Genomic DNA, 17,000 nt, shown 5'->3' with positions numbered 1-17,000 from the left:
GGGCTACTTTCCGGTCAGCCGCTTGACCGCGGCCTCGGTCTGGCGCACATGCTCGTCCGGGTCCGAGCCGATGTGCACGAAGCGCACCTTGCCGTCCTGGCCGATCACGTAGGAGATGCGGTCGGCGCGCTGGGGGTCGGCGGCGGCCGAGGCGTCGTAGGCGCGGATGGTCTGCGCCTGCGGGTCCGATGCCACGGCGAACTGGTCGCGGCAGGCCTCGGTGGAAAAGCGCTTGAGCGTATCGATGTCGTCATGCGACATGCCCACCACCGTGGCGCCCATGGCCGCGAAACGCGGCGTGGCCTCGGCAAAGGCGTGGGCTTCCATGGTGCAGCCCTGGGTGAAGGCCTTGGGGAAGAAATACAGCACCACCGGCCCCTTCCTGAGGGTGGCGGCCATGTCGAAATCGAAGGCCTTGCCCGCCACCGCGGCCGGCGTGGTGAAGCGCGGCGCGGTGTCGCCCACCTTGAGCGCTGCCTGGGCCAGCGGCGACAGCAGCAGCGCCGCCAGCACGGGTGCGGCGGCGCGCGCGCAGCGGCGGCCCCAAGAGGTGCGATGGTGGGTGGAATCGCCGCAGCGGATATCGGACATGCATGGCCTCCTGAGCCTGGAACGGGATGCGCCATTGTGGCCAATCGGCCCGGGCCGCTGGCGCATTTGCCGTGGATCAGCGCGGGGATTCGCCGGGCCTGATCCTGAACCAGATCGAGTACATGGCGGGCAGGAAGACCAGCGTCAGCACCGTGCCGGCCAGCGTGCCGCCGATCAGCGTATAGGCCAGCGTTCCCCAGAACACCGATTGGGTCAGCGGGATGAAGGCCAGGATCGCCGCCAGCGCGGTCAGGATCACGGGCCGGGCGCGCTGGACGGTGGCCTCCACCACCGCCTGGAACGGCGCAAGCCCCTCCTGCTCGTTGTGCTGGATCTGCCCGATCAGGATCAGCGTGTTGCGCATCAGGATGCCCGACAGCGCGATCAGCCCCACCAGTGCATTGATGCCGAAGGGCTGCTGAAAGACGATCAGCGTCGGCACCACGCCGATCAATCCCAGGGGGCTGGTCAGGAACACCATGACCATGGCCGATATCGACCGCACCTGCAAGATGATGATGATCAGCGTGATGGCGATCATGATCGGGAACAGGGGCAGCATGGCCGTCATGGCCTTGCCGGATTCCTCGATGGAGCCGGCCTCGTCGATGCGGTAGCCCGCAGGCAACGCCTTCCTGATGGGCTCCAGCTGCCGGGTGATGGCCGCAGAGACATCGGGCGGCTGCAGGCTGTCATCGATATCACCGCGGACCGTGATGGTGGGCATGCGGTCGCGGCGGCGCATGACGGGCTCCTCCATCTGCACGGTGACCTCGCCCAGCTGCGACAGCGGTATGCGCTGGCCAGTGGCGTTGGTGAGCGTGAAGTCGCCGACCCTGGCCACATCGTGGCGGGTGCCGCCCGCAGAACGCGCCATCACCTGCACGGTGCGGATGTCCTCGCGCACGGTGGTCACGGGCACGCCGCTGAGCAGGAACTGCAGCTGCTGCGCGACCGCCGCAGAGGTCAGGCCCATGGCCTGCAGCCGGTCCTGGTCCAGGGTGAAGCGCATGACGGGGGTGCGCACGCCCCAGTCGGAGTTCACGGTCCGCATCATCGGGCTGTCGTGCAGCACCTGGTGCACCTGGCCGGCAATGTCGCGCAGCCGCTGCGGGTCGGGGCCGGAGACGCGATACGCCACGGGGAACGGGGAGTACGGCCCGAACACGATCTGCGATGCGCGCACCTGCGCCTGCGGGGCCAGTCCCTGGGCGATGGCCTCGCGCAGCCGGAGCTTGAGTGCGTCGCGCTGCGCCTGGTTGGCGGTGCGCACGACGATCTTGGCGAACGACGGGTCGGGCAGCTCAGGCGAGATGGCCAGAAAAAAGCGCGGTGCGCCCTGGCCGATATAGGCGGTCACGATCTCCGATTCGGGCTGCTGCAGCAGCCAGGTTTCCACCGTGCGAGTGGTCTCGCTCGTCTGGCCGATGGAGGTGCCGTAGGGCATCTGCACCTCGACCATCACCTCGGGCCGGTCGGAGATGGGAAAGAACTGCTTCTTCACGATGGACATGCCCAGCACGGAAGCCACCATGAGCCCGCCCACGACTGCGGCCACCATGCCCTTGCGGGCGATCACCTTGCCCAGCACGCGCCGCAGGCGCTCGTAGCGGGGCGTGCCATACATCGCCGCATGTCCGCCTTCGACCTTCTTGAGAGGGGGCAGCATCTTCACGCCCAGATAGGGCGTGAACACCACGGCCACCACCCAGGACACGATGAGAGCGATGCCGACGATCCAGAACATGTTGCTGGTGTACTCGCCCGCCGTGGAGCGTGCGAATCCGTTGGGCATGAAGCCCACCGCCGTCACCAGCGTTCCGGACAGCATGGGCGCCGCGGTATGGCTCCAGGCGTAGGCGGACGCGGCCACGCGGTCGTAGCCCTCCTCCATCTTCACCACCATCATCTCGATGGCGATGATGGCGTCGTCCACCAGCAGGCCCAGCGCAAGGATCAGCGAGCCGAGCGTGATGCGGTCGAAATTCTTTCCAGTGGCGGCCATGATGATGAACACGGCCGCCAGCGTCAGCGGCACGGCCGCAGCCACCACCACGCCAACGCGCCAGCCCATGCTGGCGAAGCACACCACCAGCACGACCAGCAGCGCGGCCAGGAACTTGAGCATGAACTCATCGACGGCGGCGCTGATGTTCACGGCCTGGTCCGTCACCTTGCTCAGGCCCATGCCCAGCGGCATGTCTGCGTTGATGGCGCCCACCTCCCTGTCCAGCGCCTTGCCCAGGTCCAGCCCGTTCCAGCCGTCGCGCATGACGACGCCCAGCAGCAAGGCCGGCTCCGCGCCGTTGCGGATGATGAAGGTCGAGGGATCTTCGTAGCCGCGCTGGACGGTGGCGATGTCGGACAGCTTGACCGTGCGGCCCTGGGCCACGATGGGCGTGTCGCGGATCTTCTGCAGCGCGTCGAACGCCCCGTCGATGCGGATGAACACCTGGGGTCCCTGGGTCTCCACCGACCCGGCAGGCGTGAGTGCGTTCTGGTTGTTCAATGCCGCGAAGACGTCCTGCGGGCTGATGCCCAGCGTGGCCAGGCGCTCGTGCGAGAACTCCACGTAGATCCGCTCGGATTGCTCGCCGACGATGTTGACCTTCTTGACGCCCGGCACATGCAAAAGACGCTGGCGCAAGGCTTCGGCATCGCGCACCAGCGCCCGGGGCTCCTCGCCGCGCGCCTTGAGGGCGTAGATCGCAAAGGTCACGTCGGCGTACTCGTCGTTCACCATCGGGCCGATCACGCCTGCCGGCAGGTTGCGGGCCTCGTCACCGAGCTTCTTGCGGGCCTGGTAGAACTCCTCCTGCACCTCGCCGGGGGGCGTGGAGTCGAGCAGGGTCAGCGTGGTGAAGGCCAGCCCCGGCCTGACGAAGGTTTCGGTGCGGTCATACCAGCGCAGCTCCTGCAGGCGCTTTTCCAGCTTCTCTGCCACCTGGTCCTGCATTTCCTGCGGGGTGGCGCCAGGCCAGGCCGTGATGATGGTCATGACCTTGACGGTGAAGGCCGGATCTTCCGCCCGGCCCAGCTTCAGGAAGGCAAAGACACCCGTCAGCGAAATCAGCAGGATCAGGAACAGCGTGATGGAGCGCTCACGGACGGCAAGCGCCGATAGGTTGAAACGGCCTTCACTCACGGGACGCTCCCGTGGACACGGAGGACGCCGTGGACGTTGTTGCCGTTGTTGCCGTTGTTGCCGTTGTTGCCGTTGTTGCCGTTGAAGGCGCCGGCACCTCGCTGTCCAGTCGCACCTGCGCGCCCTCGCTCAGCAAATGCGCGCCGAGCGCGACGATCCGGTCCCCCTGGTCGAGCGCACCCACCACCTGGGCATTGCCGTCCTGCACCTGAACCACGGTGACGGGCTGGCGCCTGACCTGATCGCCCTGCACCACCCAGACAGCGGCGCCCTTGCCCTCATCGAGGATGGCGCCGATGGGGACCTGCAGGGTTGCCTTGCCGGCCGTCGCTGTCGATGTCGATGTCGATGTCGATGTCGATGTCGATGTCCCGCCAATCCTGAGCGTGACCGTGCTGCCCAGCGGAGCGCTGGCCGCCGCGCCGGCGTCCAGCACATAGCGGGCCTCAAAGGTGCGGGTGGCCCGGTCGGCCACATCGGACAGCTGGCGCAGTCTGGCGGGGATGACCACATCCTCCCTGCCGAACAGGCGGGCCTGGGCCGCCGAGCCCAGCGCGGGCCGCAGTGTTTCGGGCAACTGGACGACCGCTTCGCGCCTGCCGGCATGGGCGAGGCGCACGACCACCTGGCCGGCACTGACGACCTGGCCAGGCTCGGCAAGTGTTTCCATCACGATGCCATCGGCATCGGCCAGCAGTTCGGCGTAGCGGCTGGCGTTCAGCGCTGCGGCGGCCTGCGCTTCGGCCGCCCTGAGCTGGGCGCGGGCGGCATCCGCGGCCGCCTTGATCTGTTCATGGGCCAAGGCCGAAACGGCACCCGTTCCCTGCAGGTCCCGGTAGCGCTGCTCCTCGTCGCTGGCCTGCTGAGCCCGTGCCCTGGCGGCTGCGACGGCCTCCTGCTGGGCATGGGCGGCCAGCTTCAGGTCCACCGGGTCGAGGCGCAGCAATGCCTGGCCGCGCCTCACCGTCTGGCCTGTATCCACCAGGCGCTCGAGCACCTTGCCGGCCACGCGAAATCCAAGATCGCCCTGCACCCTGGCCGCGATGGTGCCGGTGAAGACGCGCTCGGAAGAATGGCCTGGCGCTACCAGGGTGGTGCGAACGAGGGGTGGCTGGGTGCGCGAATCTGGCGGCGGGCTTTTGCCGCAGGCTGCGAGTGCAAGTGACAGTGCGCCGACAGCGGCGATGGACAGATGGCGGTGCCGAAGCATGAGGGGGTCCCGATCAATGAGCAGGACCCGATTTTGTGATTAGTGACCATTTATGTCAATGGTCACAACTACAGTATTTAGGGCGACAGGCTTCTCAGCACCAATCCGGCCAGTTGTGCGGGCGCCTCGTCCGCATGGTCGAGGCTGTGCTGCAGCATCACCGGATTCAGATAGGGGAGCATGACCAGGAAGATGGCGCGCCCGGTTTCATCCAGCGGCGTCTTGCGCTCGAAGTCGCCCCGCTGGCGCCCGGCGTCGAGCACCTGCAGCAGCAGCTGATGCATGCGTTCCTCATAGGCCTGCGCTGCCTGCCAGCGCTCGGCCGACGCCGAAATGGCGATCTCGTACAGCTTGCGGTCCTCGGAGAAAAGCCGCAGCGTGGCAGCGACGATCGCCTTGAACAGGCGCCGCAGCTGCTGGGGAGGCGCATCCGTGCTGGCGACGGCCTGGCGGATCTCCGCCTCCATCTCCATCAGGCAGTTGGAACAGATCATCTCGCCGATGACCTGCTTGGACTCGAAGAACTTGTAGATGTAGGCCTTGGAAAAGCCGATGGCCTTGGCAAGGTCGGACACCGTGGTTTTCTCGTAGCCGTAGCGGCTGAAATGCTCTTTTGCCGCAGTCACGATCTGTTGCCGGACATCGTGTTCGACCGGGCCGCGCGCAGAGGTCGGATAGACGTTGGTGGTGCTCATGCGGCCTAGCTTACTCCATCAAAAAAATACTATGCAAGTGACCATTTTGGAATATAGTCACAGCGTCGCCACGCTTCTGACTGTTGAACATGCCGCGTCTTGCCGCCCCCGTTTTTCTGATGCTCGCCAGCCTTTGTTCAGGGTGTGCGGTAGGCCCTGACTACCAGCCGCCCGCCACGGCCCTGCCCCAGGCCTACATGGGGGGCCGCGTTCTGGGTGAGGGCAAGCCTCCCTCGCCGGACTCCCCCACGCACCTTGCAGCCTGGTGGGCAGCCTTTGGCGATGCGCAAATGGCGCGCCTCGTCACGGCGGCACTGCAGCAGAACCTGGATGTTGCCCAGGCCGCTGGCCGCGTGCTTCAGGCACGCGCCGGGCTGGACGCGGCGGCAGCTGCGTTGCGGCCGTCGGCCCAGGTCTCGGCGCAAACGGCCAGGAGCTATCAGTCGGTCGAGACTCCGCTGGGCCGGGTGCTCGACTCCATGCCGGGATTCGATCGCTACGGCAGCGCCCAGGAGGCCAACCTCGGAGCCAGCTGGGAGCTTGATCTCTTCGGTGGCCTGCGCAGGGCCCGGCAGGCTTCCCTGGCCGAGTACCAGGCATCGGAAGCCGGCGCCACCGCCGTGCGGCTCGCGGTGGCCGCCCAGACTGCGGACATCTATATCCAGATTCGCGGCCTGCAGGCGCGGCTGGCAGTGGCACGCTCGCAGGTGCAAACCCAGCAGCAACTGCGCTCCATCGTCGAACTCCGGTTTGGCAAAGGCCTGGCACCGGAGCTTCAGCTGCGCCAGGTCGAGGGAGCGCTCGCACGGGCACAAGCCACCGTCCCGCCGCTGGAGAACGCGCTCGAGGCCGCCCTCAACGCCATGGACGTGATGCTGGCCACGGCACCCGGCACGCACCGGGCCGAACTGGCCGATCCCCGCCCGGTCCCCGTGCTGCCAACCCTTTCCCTGGCGGAGGCGCCCGGCGATCTGCTGCGGCGACGCCCGGACCTCATCGCGGCGGAGCGGCGCCTGGCAGCGTCGAACGCACGCATCGGCGTGGCGATCGCCGAGTACTACCCGAAGCTGTCGATCAGCGGCCTGATCGGCAGCGCCACCTCCATCTCCGCGGGCAATCTCTTCAGCGCCGGCGCATCGCAGGCCAGCGTTGTGGGCGGCCTGCGCTGGCGGCTGTTCGACTTCGGTCGCATCAACGCCCAGATCCACCAGGCGCAGGCACAGGAGGCGGAAAGCCTTGCCGCCTACCGGCAGTCGGTACTGCGCGCCACGGAAGAAGTGGAGAACGCCCTGGTCTCGCTGGACAGGCGGCAGGAGCTGATGGCCGTGCTCGCCAGGGGCGCGGATGCGCTCACGCGGGCCCGGCAGGCCGCAGGCGCCGCCTACGACAAGGGCGTGGTCAGCCTGATCGAGGTGCTGCAGGCAGATGAAAGCCTGCTGGGCGTGCTCGATGCACAGGCGCAGGCCCGGATGGAGTCGGCGCGCTCGACGGTCGCGATCTTCAAGGCGCTGGGCGGCGGCTGGAAGCCGGAGCCCCTGCCTTCCAGGGCATTGGCAACCGCCAGCCACGGTCTTCCCGCCAGCGTTGCCCCCTGAACCTGCCACTTCCCGAAAGGAGCCCCCTTTCCACACAGCAAAGCAACTGAACACCCCTGCGGGACATGCGGCCCAGGCGACCTGCCCAAGCAGGCGGCCCAAGCCATGGCCCGGCTCCACCCACCCCCATCCGTCAAACCATGCCAAACACAACCCCCTCCCCCACCGTTGCTGCAGCCGCACGCATCCTGAAGCCGGCGCTTGCGGCCATCGCCTTCTCGACCTGCTTCGCAGCCCATTCGCAGCCGCAAGACGCCTCGGCAGCCACATCGGACGCAGCGCTTTCCCGCGCCGAAGTCATCGCCGATCTCGCACTCTGGCGCCGCGCCGGATTGGACCGCCATGCGGAGATATCGATCTCCTACGGAGTCGAAACGCAGGAATATCGGGCCGCATACCAGGAGTACCTGCGCCTTCGCAACAGCGAGGCGTTCCAGGCGGAGGTCCGCAAGGCGCTGAGTCGGTAAGGCGGAGCGCCTTCTCGCCCAGGCCATCGCGGCAGCGGCTGGCTGCCTGGGGACGTGGCCCGGGACTTTGCCTACAGGCCCAGGTCGGACAGACCGGGGTGGTCATCGGGGCGGCGCCCCAGCGGCCAGTGGAACTTGCGCTCCGATTCCTGGATGGGCATGTCGTTGATGCATGCGAAGCGCCGGCGCATGAGACCGTCGGCCTCGAATTCCCAGTTCTCGTTGCCGTACGACCGGAACCAGTTCCCGGCATCGTCGTGCCACTCATAGGCGTAGCGGACTGCGATCCGGTTTTCCGCGTACAGCCAAAGCTCCTTGATCAGCCGGTAGTCCAGCTCCTTCTTCCACTTCCTCTCAAGAAGGGCCTGGGCCTCGGCGCGGCTGTTGGCGAACTCCGCCCGGTTGCGCCATTTCGTGTCGGGGGTATAGGCCATCGCGACCTTGGCCGCATCGCGTGTGTTCCATCCATCCTCGGCCAGACGGACCTTTTGGACGGCGCTTGCGAGAGAGAACGGGGGCAGGGGTGGGCGAGTTTCCATGATGTGACCTTTGAAAAGATGTAGGACGATCTGTCTACATGCGCCACTCTAACGGAGGTGGAACGATCTGTCTACAATGTCTTCATGAAAACTCCCGAGCCATCCTTCGAGTCATTGCCGCCCCGCGAGCGCATCCTGGTGGCAGCCCATGGCCTTTTCTACGCAGAGGGCATCCGGGCCACGGGCGTGGACCGGATCATCGAGCGGTCGTCGGTCAGCAAAGTCACCTTCTACCGCCAGTACGCCAGCAAGGACGACCTGATCCGGGCGTACCTCGACTACCGCCATGAACGGTGGATTTCCTGGTTCCAGGCCAGCCTGGCGCAGGAAGCCGCCGGGGGCTCGTCAGCGTTGGATGCCCTGTCCACCACCCTCAGGAGCTGGTTCGGCCAGCCCGACTTTCGGGGCTGCGCCTTTCTCAATGCCGCTGCCGAACTGGGCTCGTCCGACCCTGAGATCCTGGCAACGGTCCGGCGGCACAAGCAGGAAATGTCGTCCGTGCTGGATCGCCTGTTCGGTGGCCATCCCGTGTCCGTGGGCGCTGCGCTCACCCTGGTGGCGGATGGCGCCATCGTCCATGCGCAGATGGGTCAGCCAATCGATGAAGTCATGGAGAACTTCAAGGCAGCGGCCGAAGGGATCGTGAGCCGCCCCGGGTGGTGAGCAGGCTCAGGAGCGGGGCGCCGCTGAGGCTTCGGCGCGCCACAGCGGCAGGTCGTTGCTGCCTCGCCACCTTTGGCCACGCAGGGGCCGGATCTGGCAAGTCAGTGCTTTGCCACACGCTGCCCTGCCGCGTCGATGACGGCTTCGCCGTCCTCCTTGGAGAATGCCCCTTGCTGGGGACGCGGCAGTATGTCCAGCACCACCTCGGATGGCCGGCACAGGCGCGTGCCCAGTGGCGTCACCACAATGGGGCGATTGATGAGGATAGGGTGCCGGAGCATGGCGTCGATCAGTTGGGCATCGGTCCATTCCGGGTCGCCCAGGCCCATCTCGTCATACGGCGTACCTTTTTGCCGCAGAACCTCCCGCACAGGCAGGGCCAGGTCCGCCAGCAGCCGCTCCAGCGTGGCCCGGTCGGGCGGTGTCTTGAGGTATTCGATGACGGCGGGCTCCTCGCCGCTGTTGCGGATCAGGGCCAGCACGTTGCGCGATGTGCCGCAGGCGGGGTTGTGATAGATCGTGATGGTGCTCATGGCAGATGGGTTCTGTGAGGGAATTCAGGCAGCCACGCTCAGGCGCAGCGCAAGGGCGGCAAGCGTGATGAGCAGCACGGGGGCCGTCAAAACCGTACCGACCCTGAAGTAGTAGCCCCATCCGATGGTCATGCCTTTGCTGGCCAGCACATGCAGCCACAGCAGCGTGGCCAGGCTACCGATGGGCGTAATCTTCGGGCCCAGGTCGCAGCCGATCACGTTGGCGTAGACCATGGCATCCCTGACCACGCCGGTGGCACTGGAGGCATCGATCGACAGCGCACCCACCAGCACGGTGGGCATGTTGTTCATCACAGACGACAGCAGGGCCGAGAGCACCCCCGTGCCGATGGCTGCGCCCCAGACGCCGCCTTGGGCAAAGCGGTCCAGAACGGATGCGATAGAGGTGATCAGCCCGGCATTGCGCAATCCGTAGACCACCAGATACATGCCCAGCGAGAACACGACGATCTGCCACGGCGCGCCATGCAGTACCTTGCGGGTGCTGATGACGCAGCCGCGTGCCGCCACGGCCAGCAGCAGGGCGGCACCTGCGGCCGCGACCGCGCTGACAGGCACGCCCAGCGGCTCCAGCCCGAAGAAGCCGACCAACAGCAGGACCAGGACCACCCAGCCCGCGCGAAAGGTCGCCGGATCGCGGATCGCATCGGCCGGGCGCCTGAGCTGGGCCAGGTCATAGGTTGCAGGAATGCCGCGCCGAAAGAACAGCATCAGCATGGCGAGGCTGGCCAGCACCGAGGCGAGATTGACCGGCACCATTACCGAGGCGTATTCGTTGAAGCCGATGTTGAAAAAGTCGGCCGAGACGATGTTGACCAGGTTGGAGACGATCAGCGGCAGGCTGGCCGTGTCGGCGATGAAGCCTGCTGCCATGACGAATGCCAACGTGGCGGAGGGCGAAAAGCCCAGCGCCACGAGCATGGCCATCACGATGGGCGTGAGAATCAGGGCGGCGCCGTCATTGGCGAACAAGGCGGACACAGCCGCACCCAGCAGCACGATGAACGCGAACAGTTTGCTGCCCCGGCCGCCGCCCCAGCGTGCGAAGTGCAGCGCGGCCCATTCGAAGAAGCCGGCCTCGTCAAGCAGCAGGCTGATGATGATGACGGCCACAAAGGTGGCGGTCGCATTCCACACGATGCCCCAGACCACTGGAATGTCGGAAAGATGCACCACGCCGGCCAGCAGGGCAACGACCGCGCCCAGCGAGGCGCTCCAGCCAATGCCCAGGCCGCGCGGCTGCCAGATAACCAGCACAAGGGTGGAGATGAAGATCAGGACTGCCATGAGCATGGTGCTGGGAGATTCGGGTTTCAGAAGGCGCGCATTCGTGGACGAAGGGGGGCGTCAGTGGGAGGCCAGTTCGCGGGCGGTGCCCTGCAGCCTTGCCTTTTCCAGCTTGTCGTCGGGCAGGTTGACCAGCAGCTCCAGACGACGACGCATCATGTGCAGAGTCTGTCGGAATGCTTCCAGCTTGACCTCTTCAGATGCGTCACCCTGCGAGGGATCGGCGTATCCCCAGTGGGCGGTGGCGGGGTGGCCGGGCCAGATCGGGCAGACCTCGCCAGCTGCGTTGTCGCAGACGGTGATGATCAGGTCCATCTGCGGCGCCTGCGGGGCCGCGAACTCATCCCAGCTCTTGCTGCGCAGCCCCTGCACAGATACGCCGGCACGTTGCAGCACCTGCAAGCTCAAGGGATTGGGCTGCTGATTCGCGCGGGGGCTGCTGCCGGCCGAATACGCTTTGAAGCGCCCATTGCCCATGTCGTTGAGCAAAGCTTCGGCCAGGATGCTGCGCGCCGAGTTGTGAGTGCACAGGAACAGGACATTCAGGGGGGTGATGGAATCAGACATGGTGGCTTAGCAGCAGGACTTGGAGGAAGTGGCAGCTACGGTGCCTGGGGCGCAGCAGGCAGATGCGGCCGCCTGGCGCGGGGCCGTCGGCGCGCAGCACGCGCCGCTGGCTCCGACGGCTGCATCAGGGGCCTCGTGAAACACGGGAATGTTCTCCAGCGAATGAAAGTGCTCCCAGGCAATCCCCTGGGGATCGGTGATCCAGTGCTTGTCGCTGCGTGCATAGCAGCAGGTGGTGGCGCCTTCGTCGAGCATCGCCAGGTCGGCGGCCCTGGCGCGTGCCTTGAGCGCATCCAGCTCCTCGGCCTCATCCACTTGGAAGCCCAGGTGGTCCAGGCCGGCTTTCTCGCCTCGCGTCGAAATGGCGAAGTTCACCCGGGGCTCATCCAGCATCCACTTCGCGTAGTCGCTTTCCACGCGGGCGGGCTCGGCACCAAACAGCTGGGAATAGAACGCGATGTTCTTGGCCAGATCGTCGACGTGCATATGGACATGGAAGCGTTTCATCGTGGACTCCGTTCAGCAGTTGCAGGGCAAGGCATCCACCGTGGCGCATGCGGCGCCCTGGCAGCAGTTTTCGGTGAGGTAGGCGAGCAGGTCGTTCATCGCCGCAAAGGACGCCCGGTACAGCACATTGCGGCCCAGGCGCTCCTGGCTGACCAGCTCGGCATGGGACAGCTCCTTGAGGTGGAACGACAGCGCGTTGGGTGCGATACCCAACTGTTCGGCCAAGGCGCTGGGCGTAAGCCCCGCAGGGCCGGCGACTACCAGGGCGCGGAAAACGCGCAGGCGCGCTTCATGGGCCAGGGCCGAAAGCGATCGGATGACTTGGGTTTCTTGCATGCATCAATAATACAACTATTGTTGAATTATTGTTGAAAAAAATGAGGGCGGCCGTGCGGCTCCATTGCGCAAGCTCCGTGCGGAACGCCACTGAACACGCCGCGCGTCACGCAGATAACTCGTTGATTTCTCGCGTCCTCGCAAGCCATGCGCCAGCGATCCTTAGAGAGATGCGCCACTGAACTTTCGTCTGTACGGAAAACGCGCCACTGCACTTTAGTTTTTTGGCCAGCAAGGCTGAGGAGCGAGCTATCGGCCGAGGCGCAAGGGCTCAGGGCAGATGTGCGGCGGCGTCGCGGGTTGCCATGGGCTCTTGTGTGGCAGCTACCCGTTGCAGTCGTTTGTCGCAGGCCTGTCGGTGTCGGCTTTGCCTCGGCAGCTGCCGCCCCCCGCCGCCGGGCGAACTCACGCTGCATGGCGCCAAGCAGTCCTTAGCCCCTGCGACAAGCGCTGGCCCAAATGGTGGGGCTACTCGAAGGATAGGGCATTCTCCGGGCGCTCGCCCCGTGCCAGTGATCGTCTCACCCCCGCTCAAACTTGCAGTCCCGAAACACGGATGGACGGCCAGGCTCGCCATGACACCCTGACAGCTCTACCCTCGCAAACATCGCCATCAACGGCGGACAGCATATCCACTGATGCTGACGACGTTCACACGGGGCGCAGCTGAAAACATTTCAGAACTTCATAGACACCGCCACGCGCATATTCCGCGCCTCCCCGTAGTACGACGAGGTCGAAACCCCTTGGTACTTGCGGTCGAAGACGTTGTAGAGGTTGGCCGAGACCGTGAGCTTCGGATTGATGGCGTATTGCACCATCAGGTCGGCCACAGCATAGCTTTTCTGCTCGACACGGCTGACGTTGGGCAGGCCCAGGAAGGAGAGGTCGCTCCAGGTGCCGCTTTGCCAGCGCGCGCCGCCGCCCACGGTCAGGCCGTGGCCTATGTGAGGCAGGCGGTAGGTGGTGAACAGCTTGAGGGTGTTGCGCGGGATTTCGGGGTTCAGGCGGTTGCGCTCGGCGTCGCGCGCGATGTTGCGGGCAAAGCCGACGGAGGCGTTCCAGTGGCGGCGGATTTCGCCGGTCATCTCCACCTCGAAGCCACGCGTTTCGGCGCCCTTGACGGCACGGTAGGCCTGCTCGCCATTGGGCGCGTAGCTGCCCGTGATGGCCTGGGCCACGTTGTCCTGCAGCAGGCGGTAGACGGCGGCGCCCACCTGCAGGCGCTTGTCCAGCAGCTCGCCCTTGAGGCCCAGCTCGTAGCTGCGGCCCAGGAGGGGATCGAGCTTTTTGCCGTGGATGTCCAGGCTGCTCTGCGCCTGGAAAATATCGGTATAGCTGGCATAGGCCGACCAGTCGCGGCCCACGTCCAGCACCAGGCCGGCGAAGGGCGTGAGCTTGCCGTTTTCGGCCATGGCGCTGCCGCTGGTCTCGCCGCTGGCGAAATCGGTGTAGCTGTCGCGACGCTTCCAGTTCGTGATGCGTGCGCCCGCGATGACGGACAGCCGGTCCGTGGGGCGCAGCTGCAGCGATCCGTAAGCACTGCTGCTGCGTTCCACGGCCGCGCTGCGGCCTAGTACCGGGTTGTCGGGCTGCACCGGCGTGCGGCCATCCCAGGTGAAGAGGTTGTCTATGGTGTTGTCCCAGCCGGGGAAGGCCCAGCGGCCATGCGAGCCGCTGTCGTTGCGCGTGCGCGCCACACTGGCGCCGAAGGCGGCCTGGTGCTGGCGTCCCAGCAGCTGGAAGGGACCGGAAGCCGTGAGGTCCAGCGTGTCCTGCCGAGGCCGCCCCGTCCACCAGGCGGCCCACAGGCCGGCACCTGCGCCGGTGGTGCGGTCCACAGGCTGTTCATTGGTCCAGCCCGGAATCTCGTCATAGCTGCTGCGGTCGAGCGTGTAGATGGCCTTCAGGCGCCAGTCGCTGGCCATGCGGTGTTCGAGCGAGGCGAAGACGCTGCGGTAGTCCCGCCGTGCCGAGGCCCAGCGCGCGCCCGAGGACGCGGAGCGGCTCCAATCGATGCGCGTGCCATCCGTGTAGAAGAAAGGCCGGCCCCCACGGCCTACGCCAGAAGCGTCGTAGTCCTGCGCGGAAAAGCCCACGGTGGCCAGCGTGGACAGCGACAGGTCAGCCTCCACCACGCCGTACAGCGAGCGGCTGCGGTCCTGCTCGTAGTCGACCTTGGAATGGCGGTTCTGCGACACGGCCACGATGCGCCCGCGCACCGATCCGGAGGCGTTGAGCGGAGATGACAGATCCACCTCGGCACGTGCGAAATCCCAGGAGCCTGCCGTGAGCCTGGCGCTGCCCTGGAACTCGGCCGTGGGCAGCTTGCGCACCAGGTTGATGGTGGCGCCGGGCGTGCCCGCGCCGCTCATCAGCCCCGAGGCGCCGCGCACGACTTCGACGCGGTCGAACATGGCCATGTCGCTGGTCTGGAAGATGGCCGGGTAGTCGCTGAACAGGCGGTTGACGCCATCGACCTGGAAGTTCTTGATCTGAAAGCCCCGCGCGAAGAACTGGTTGGTGTCGCCGCCCGTGGGACCGTACTGCGCATAGCTCAGGCCCGTGGTCTGGCGGGCGATGTCTTCCTGCAGCACGATGCCCTGGTCGTCCATGCGCTGGCGCGTGATCACGCTGACCGACTGCGGCGTCTCGCGCAGCGACAGGGACAGGCCCGTGGCGGCCCGCGATTCGCTGGCGGCGTAGGACTGCGTGCCCTCGGTGACGGCGCTGCGCTCGGCCTGGGCGGTGACGCGCACCTCGGCCAGCGTGGCCGCGCCGGTGGGCGTTCCCACGGCCAGGGACGGTCGCACCACAAAGCCGCCGCCCTCGCGCGGCAGGGCCTGCAGGCCCGTGCCGGCCAGCAGCGCGGACAGGGCCTGGTCCACGGTTCGATCACCCTGCACGCCGGGGCTGGTCCTGTCTGCGGTCTGGGCGGTGGAGAAGGACAGCAGGATGCCCGCCTGGGCGCCAAAGCGATTGAGCGTGGCGGTCAGCGGCCCGGCAGGAATGTCGTAGCGCTGCACTGCCTGGGCGTGGGGCTGTGCCTGTGCGTGGGCCTGCGCCGGGGCAAGCACCGCCACCAGCGGCAGTGCCAGAACGGCGGGGCGCAAGGCCTGCCTCAGTTGAAATGCCAGTCGTGTGGCGCGAAAAGTCGGGTGATGGCCCATGGTGTGCGTGTCCCTCGGTCCTGGATGGTTGGCAATGGAATGCGGGCGCAGAAAAAAGCGCTTCATCTCCATTGCCCCGCGAGACGCGAAAAGCGATCAGCCAGGATCGACAAGAGCCAGGAAATCAGGCCGGCTCGACCACCACCCAGTAGCGCGTGGCCGTGCGCAGCCGCACCGGCAGGGTGGCCAGCAGCATGGCCAGCACCTGGTCGGTGTCGGCCAGCGGATAGGTGCCGCTGACGGGCAGCTGCGCCACGGCGCCATCGCAGCCCAGGTGGCCGGGCCGGTAGCGCGACAGCTGGTCCAGGAACTCGGCCAGCGGCATGTCCTGGGCCACCAGCATGCCGCGCGTCCAGGCTGCCAGGGCCGGATCGGCGAGCCCGGCCGGCGTGGTGGCCTGAGCGTCAAACTGCGCCTGCTGGCCTGTTTGCAGCAGATGGAGGTGGCCGGGCCGTTCGCGGGGCGCGATCTCCGTGGCGCCTTCAAAGACCGCAACCCGGCTGGGCTCCTGGCCGCGCTGGCGCACGACGAAGCGCGTGCCCAGGGCACGTATGCGGCCATGGCGGGTTTCGACGAGCAAGGGCGGCGCACTATCCTTCAGGCCCTGGGCCGTGGCCACCTCGATGTCGCCGCCGCGCAGGCGCACCAGGCGCTGCTGCGGGCTGAAATCCAGGTCGACCGCGCTGTCGGCATTCATCTGCAGCTGGGTGCCGTCCGGCAGGCGCAGGCTGCGCCGCTGGGCCGTGCCCGTGCGCAGGTCCGCCCCCAGGCTGGCCAGCCAGTCGCCCGAGGATGCCGGACCTCTCCATGCCACGGCACCGGCACCCGCGCCCGTGAACAGCAGCACGGCCAGGCTGCGCACCGCCAAGCGCCGCCCGCGCCCGCGTGCCGTGCGCGCGGCCTGGGCCAGGGCCACGCTGGCCGGCGTACCGGACAGCGGCTGCAGGCGTGCGCCCATGGCCTCTATGCGCAGCCAGGCGCGCTCATGGTCGGGATGGGATTCGCGCCAGTGCTGCAGGCGCTGCACCAGCATCTCGCGCGTGCCGGCGCTGTGATCATCGGACTGCAGCTCCACCAGCCATTCGGCGGCCTGCTCGCGCACCGCAAGAGGAATGGGCAGGCTCATGCGCCGTCGTCGTCCAGAAAGCAGACTTGCACCACGGCCCGCGCGATATGGCGGCGCACGGTGGGCACGGAAAGGCCCAGTTCAGCCGCGATGTCGGCCTGCCTCATGCCGTCGATCTGCGACAGCAAAAAGGCCTGGCGCACGGGCAGTGGGAGCAGGGCCAGCAGGCGGTCCACCTCGACCAGGGTCTGCAGCACGATGGCGCGGTGCTCGGGGGACTGGGCCACGGCCTCGGGCATGAGGGCCAGGGCGTCCAGATAGGCCTGCTCCACGCAGCGCTTGCGGTAGAGGTTGGCGGCCAGACCCTGGGCAATGGTCATCAGCAGGGCACGCGGTTCGCGAATGGCCTGGATCTCGGCGCCGCTACGGCCCAGCAGGCGCACATAGGTGTCCTGGGTCAGATCGGCCGCATCAAAGGCATTGCCCAGGCGCTTGCGCAGCCAGCCCAGCAGCCAGCCGTGGTGGTCGGAGTAGAGAGTGGCGACATCGGGAGCAAGGGCGCGGTCGGCGGCGGGCATGGGAAAGCGGCACGAGTGAAGCAGGAGGAA

Annotated in this window: 16 protein-coding genes; 3 read left to right on the top strand and 13 right to left on the bottom strand. The window is 66.9% G+C overall.

What is annotated here, in order from left to right; translation table 11 throughout:
• Positions 1 to 3: 3 nt before the first annotated feature.
• The 4 genes from U6958_RS06820 to U6958_RS06805 form a co-directional block, all read right to left on the bottom strand.
• Positions 4 to 591: a peroxiredoxin gene (locus U6958_RS06820; RefSeq protein WP_074921520.1), complete on the bottom strand. Its 588-nt coding sequence runs from the start codon at positions 589 to 591 to the stop codon at positions 4 to 6.
• Between the two features lie 76 nt (positions 592 to 667).
• The gene (locus U6958_RS06815; RefSeq protein ID WP_074921521.1) at positions 668 to 3,736 is read right to left on the bottom strand and encodes an efflux RND transporter permease subunit; all 3,069 of its coding nucleotides are present in this window, start codon (positions 3,734 to 3,736) and stop codon (positions 668 to 670) included.
• Positions 3,729 to 4,946: an efflux RND transporter periplasmic adaptor subunit gene (locus U6958_RS06810; RefSeq protein WP_074921522.1), complete on the bottom strand. Its 1,218-nt coding sequence runs from the start codon at positions 4,944 to 4,946 to the stop codon at positions 3,729 to 3,731. The genes U6958_RS06815 and U6958_RS06810 overlap by 8 nt, the downstream gene beginning before the upstream one ends.
• Positions 4,947 to 5,023: 77 nt before the next feature.
• Positions 5,024 to 5,641: a TetR/AcrR family transcriptional regulator gene (locus U6958_RS06805; RefSeq protein WP_074921523.1), complete on the bottom strand. Its 618-nt coding sequence runs from the start codon at positions 5,639 to 5,641 to the stop codon at positions 5,024 to 5,026.
• 89 nt (positions 5,642 to 5,730) lie between these two features.
• Between U6958_RS06805 and U6958_RS06800 the strand changes: the two genes are divergently transcribed.
• Positions 5,731 to 7,236 (top strand): efflux transporter outer membrane subunit, encoded by a 1,506-nt coding sequence (locus U6958_RS06800; RefSeq protein ID WP_083393588.1) that lies wholly within the window; start codon positions 5,731 to 5,733, stop codon positions 7,234 to 7,236.
• Positions 7,237 to 7,376: 140 nt separating this feature from the next.
• On the top strand, positions 7,377 to 7,703 hold the full coding sequence (locus tag U6958_RS06795; RefSeq protein WP_047217169.1) for a hypothetical protein: 327 nt from the start codon (positions 7,377 to 7,379) through the stop codon (positions 7,701 to 7,703).
• 71 nt (positions 7,704 to 7,774) lie between these two features.
• On the opposite strand, the gene U6958_RS06790 is transcribed toward U6958_RS06795, so the two are convergent.
• Positions 7,775 to 8,242 carry a nuclear transport factor 2 family protein gene (locus U6958_RS06790; RefSeq protein ID WP_016445466.1) on the bottom strand — a complete coding sequence of 156 codons (468 nt, stop codon included), beginning with the start codon at positions 8,240 to 8,242 and terminating at the stop codon, positions 7,775 to 7,777.
• An 84-nt stretch (positions 8,243 to 8,326) separates the two neighbouring features.
• On the opposite strand from U6958_RS06790, the gene U6958_RS06785 reads away from it, so the two are divergent.
• Entirely contained in the window at positions 8,327 to 8,905 is a 579-nt protein-coding gene (locus U6958_RS06785; RefSeq protein ID WP_074921525.1) for a TetR/AcrR family transcriptional regulator, read from the top strand.
• Positions 8,906 to 9,006: 101 nt separating this feature from the next.
• Here U6958_RS06785 and arsC read toward each other — a convergent pair whose 3' ends face one another.
• The 8 genes from arsC to U6958_RS06745 form a co-directional block, all read right to left on the bottom strand.
• The gene (gene arsC / locus U6958_RS06780) at positions 9,007 to 9,438 is read right to left on the bottom strand and encodes an arsenate reductase (glutaredoxin) (RefSeq protein WP_016450895.1); all 432 of its coding nucleotides are present in this window, start codon (positions 9,436 to 9,438) and stop codon (positions 9,007 to 9,009) included.
• Between the two features lie 24 nt (positions 9,439 to 9,462).
• Positions 9,463 to 10,752, bottom strand: a complete 1,290-nt coding sequence (locus U6958_RS06775; RefSeq protein WP_016445463.1) for an arsenic transporter — start codon at positions 10,750 to 10,752, stop codon at positions 9,463 to 9,465.
• Between the two features lie 54 nt (positions 10,753 to 10,806).
• Positions 10,807 to 11,313 carry an arsenate reductase ArsC gene (locus U6958_RS06770; protein WP_016445462.1) on the bottom strand — a complete coding sequence of 169 codons (507 nt, stop codon included), beginning with the start codon at positions 11,311 to 11,313 and terminating at the stop codon, positions 10,807 to 10,809.
• A gap of 6 nt (positions 11,314 to 11,319) precedes the next feature.
• The gene (locus U6958_RS06765; protein WP_074921526.1) at positions 11,320 to 11,820 is read right to left on the bottom strand and encodes an ArsI/CadI family heavy metal resistance metalloenzyme; all 501 of its coding nucleotides are present in this window, start codon (positions 11,818 to 11,820) and stop codon (positions 11,320 to 11,322) included.
• A 12-nt stretch (positions 11,821 to 11,832) separates the two neighbouring features.
• The gene (locus U6958_RS06760; RefSeq protein ID WP_016445460.1) at positions 11,833 to 12,156 is read right to left on the bottom strand and encodes a helix-turn-helix transcriptional regulator; all 324 of its coding nucleotides are present in this window, start codon (positions 12,154 to 12,156) and stop codon (positions 11,833 to 11,835) included.
• A gap of 677 nt (positions 12,157 to 12,833) precedes the next feature.
• Positions 12,834 to 15,269: a TonB-dependent receptor gene (locus tag U6958_RS06755; protein ID WP_244160469.1), complete on the bottom strand. Its 2,436-nt coding sequence runs from the start codon at positions 15,267 to 15,269 to the stop codon at positions 12,834 to 12,836.
• 181 nt (positions 15,270 to 15,450) lie between these two features.
• Entirely contained in the window at positions 15,451 to 16,452 is a 1,002-nt protein-coding gene (locus tag U6958_RS06750) for a FecR domain-containing protein (RefSeq protein ID WP_074921528.1), read from the bottom strand.
• Positions 16,449 to 16,970 (bottom strand): sigma-70 family RNA polymerase sigma factor, encoded by a 522-nt coding sequence (locus tag U6958_RS06745; protein ID WP_034364482.1) that lies wholly within the window; start codon positions 16,968 to 16,970, stop codon positions 16,449 to 16,451. Before U6958_RS06745 ends, U6958_RS06750 begins: the two co-directional genes overlap by 4 nt.
• Positions 16,971 to 17,000 lie beyond the last annotated feature (30 nt).

It is taken from the genome of Delftia lacustris, from assembly GCF_040267515.1.
GTDB lineage: Bacteria > Pseudomonadota > Gammaproteobacteria > Burkholderiales > Burkholderiaceae_C > Comamonas > Comamonas tsuruhatensis.
Note: the sequence above shows the minus strand (reverse complement) of the source record. Positions and strands in the feature narration are given on the sequence as shown.

Coding starts and splice junctions, on each gene's coding strand:
- U6958_RS06775 (WP_016445463.1), bottom strand. CDS start 10,752: ATGCTCATGGCAGTCCTGATCTTCATCTCCACCCTTGTGCTGGTTATC.
- U6958_RS06820 (WP_074921520.1), bottom strand. CDS start 591: ATGTCCGATATCCGCTGCGGCGATTCCACCCACCATCGCACCTCTTGG.
- U6958_RS06785 (WP_074921525.1), top strand. CDS start 8,327: ATGAAAACTCCCGAGCCATCCTTCGAGTCATTGCCGCCCCGCGAGCGC.
- U6958_RS06790 (WP_016445466.1), bottom strand. CDS start 8,242: ATGGAAACTCGCCCACCCCTGCCCCCGTTCTCTCTCGCAAGCGCCGTC.
- arsC (WP_016450895.1), bottom strand. CDS start 9,438: ATGAGCACCATCACGATCTATCACAACCCCGCCTGCGGCACATCGCGC.
- U6958_RS06795 (WP_047217169.1), top strand. CDS start 7,377: ATGCCAAACACAACCCCCTCCCCCACCGTTGCTGCAGCCGCACGCATC.
- U6958_RS06800 (WP_083393588.1), top strand. CDS start 5,731: ATGCCGCGTCTTGCCGCCCCCGTTTTTCTGATGCTCGCCAGCCTTTGT.
- U6958_RS06810 (WP_074921522.1), bottom strand. CDS start 4,946: ATGCTTCGGCACCGCCATCTGTCCATCGCCGCTGTCGGCGCACTGTCA.
- U6958_RS06745 (WP_034364482.1), bottom strand. CDS start 16,970: ATGCCCGCCGCCGACCGCGCCCTTGCTCCCGATGTCGCCACTCTCTAC.
- U6958_RS06760 (WP_016445460.1), bottom strand. CDS start 12,156: ATGCAAGAAACCCAAGTCATCCGATCGCTTTCGGCCCTGGCCCATGAA.
- U6958_RS06750 (WP_074921528.1), bottom strand. CDS start 16,452: ATGAGCCTGCCCATTCCTCTTGCGGTGCGCGAGCAGGCCGCCGAATGG.
- U6958_RS06770 (WP_016445462.1), bottom strand. CDS start 11,313: ATGTCTGATTCCATCACCCCCCTGAATGTCCTGTTCCTGTGCACTCAC.
- U6958_RS06805 (WP_074921523.1), bottom strand. CDS start 5,641: ATGAGCACCACCAACGTCTATCCGACCTCTGCGCGCGGCCCGGTCGAA.
- U6958_RS06765 (WP_074921526.1), bottom strand. CDS start 11,820: ATGAAACGCTTCCATGTCCATATGCACGTCGACGATCTGGCCAAGAAC.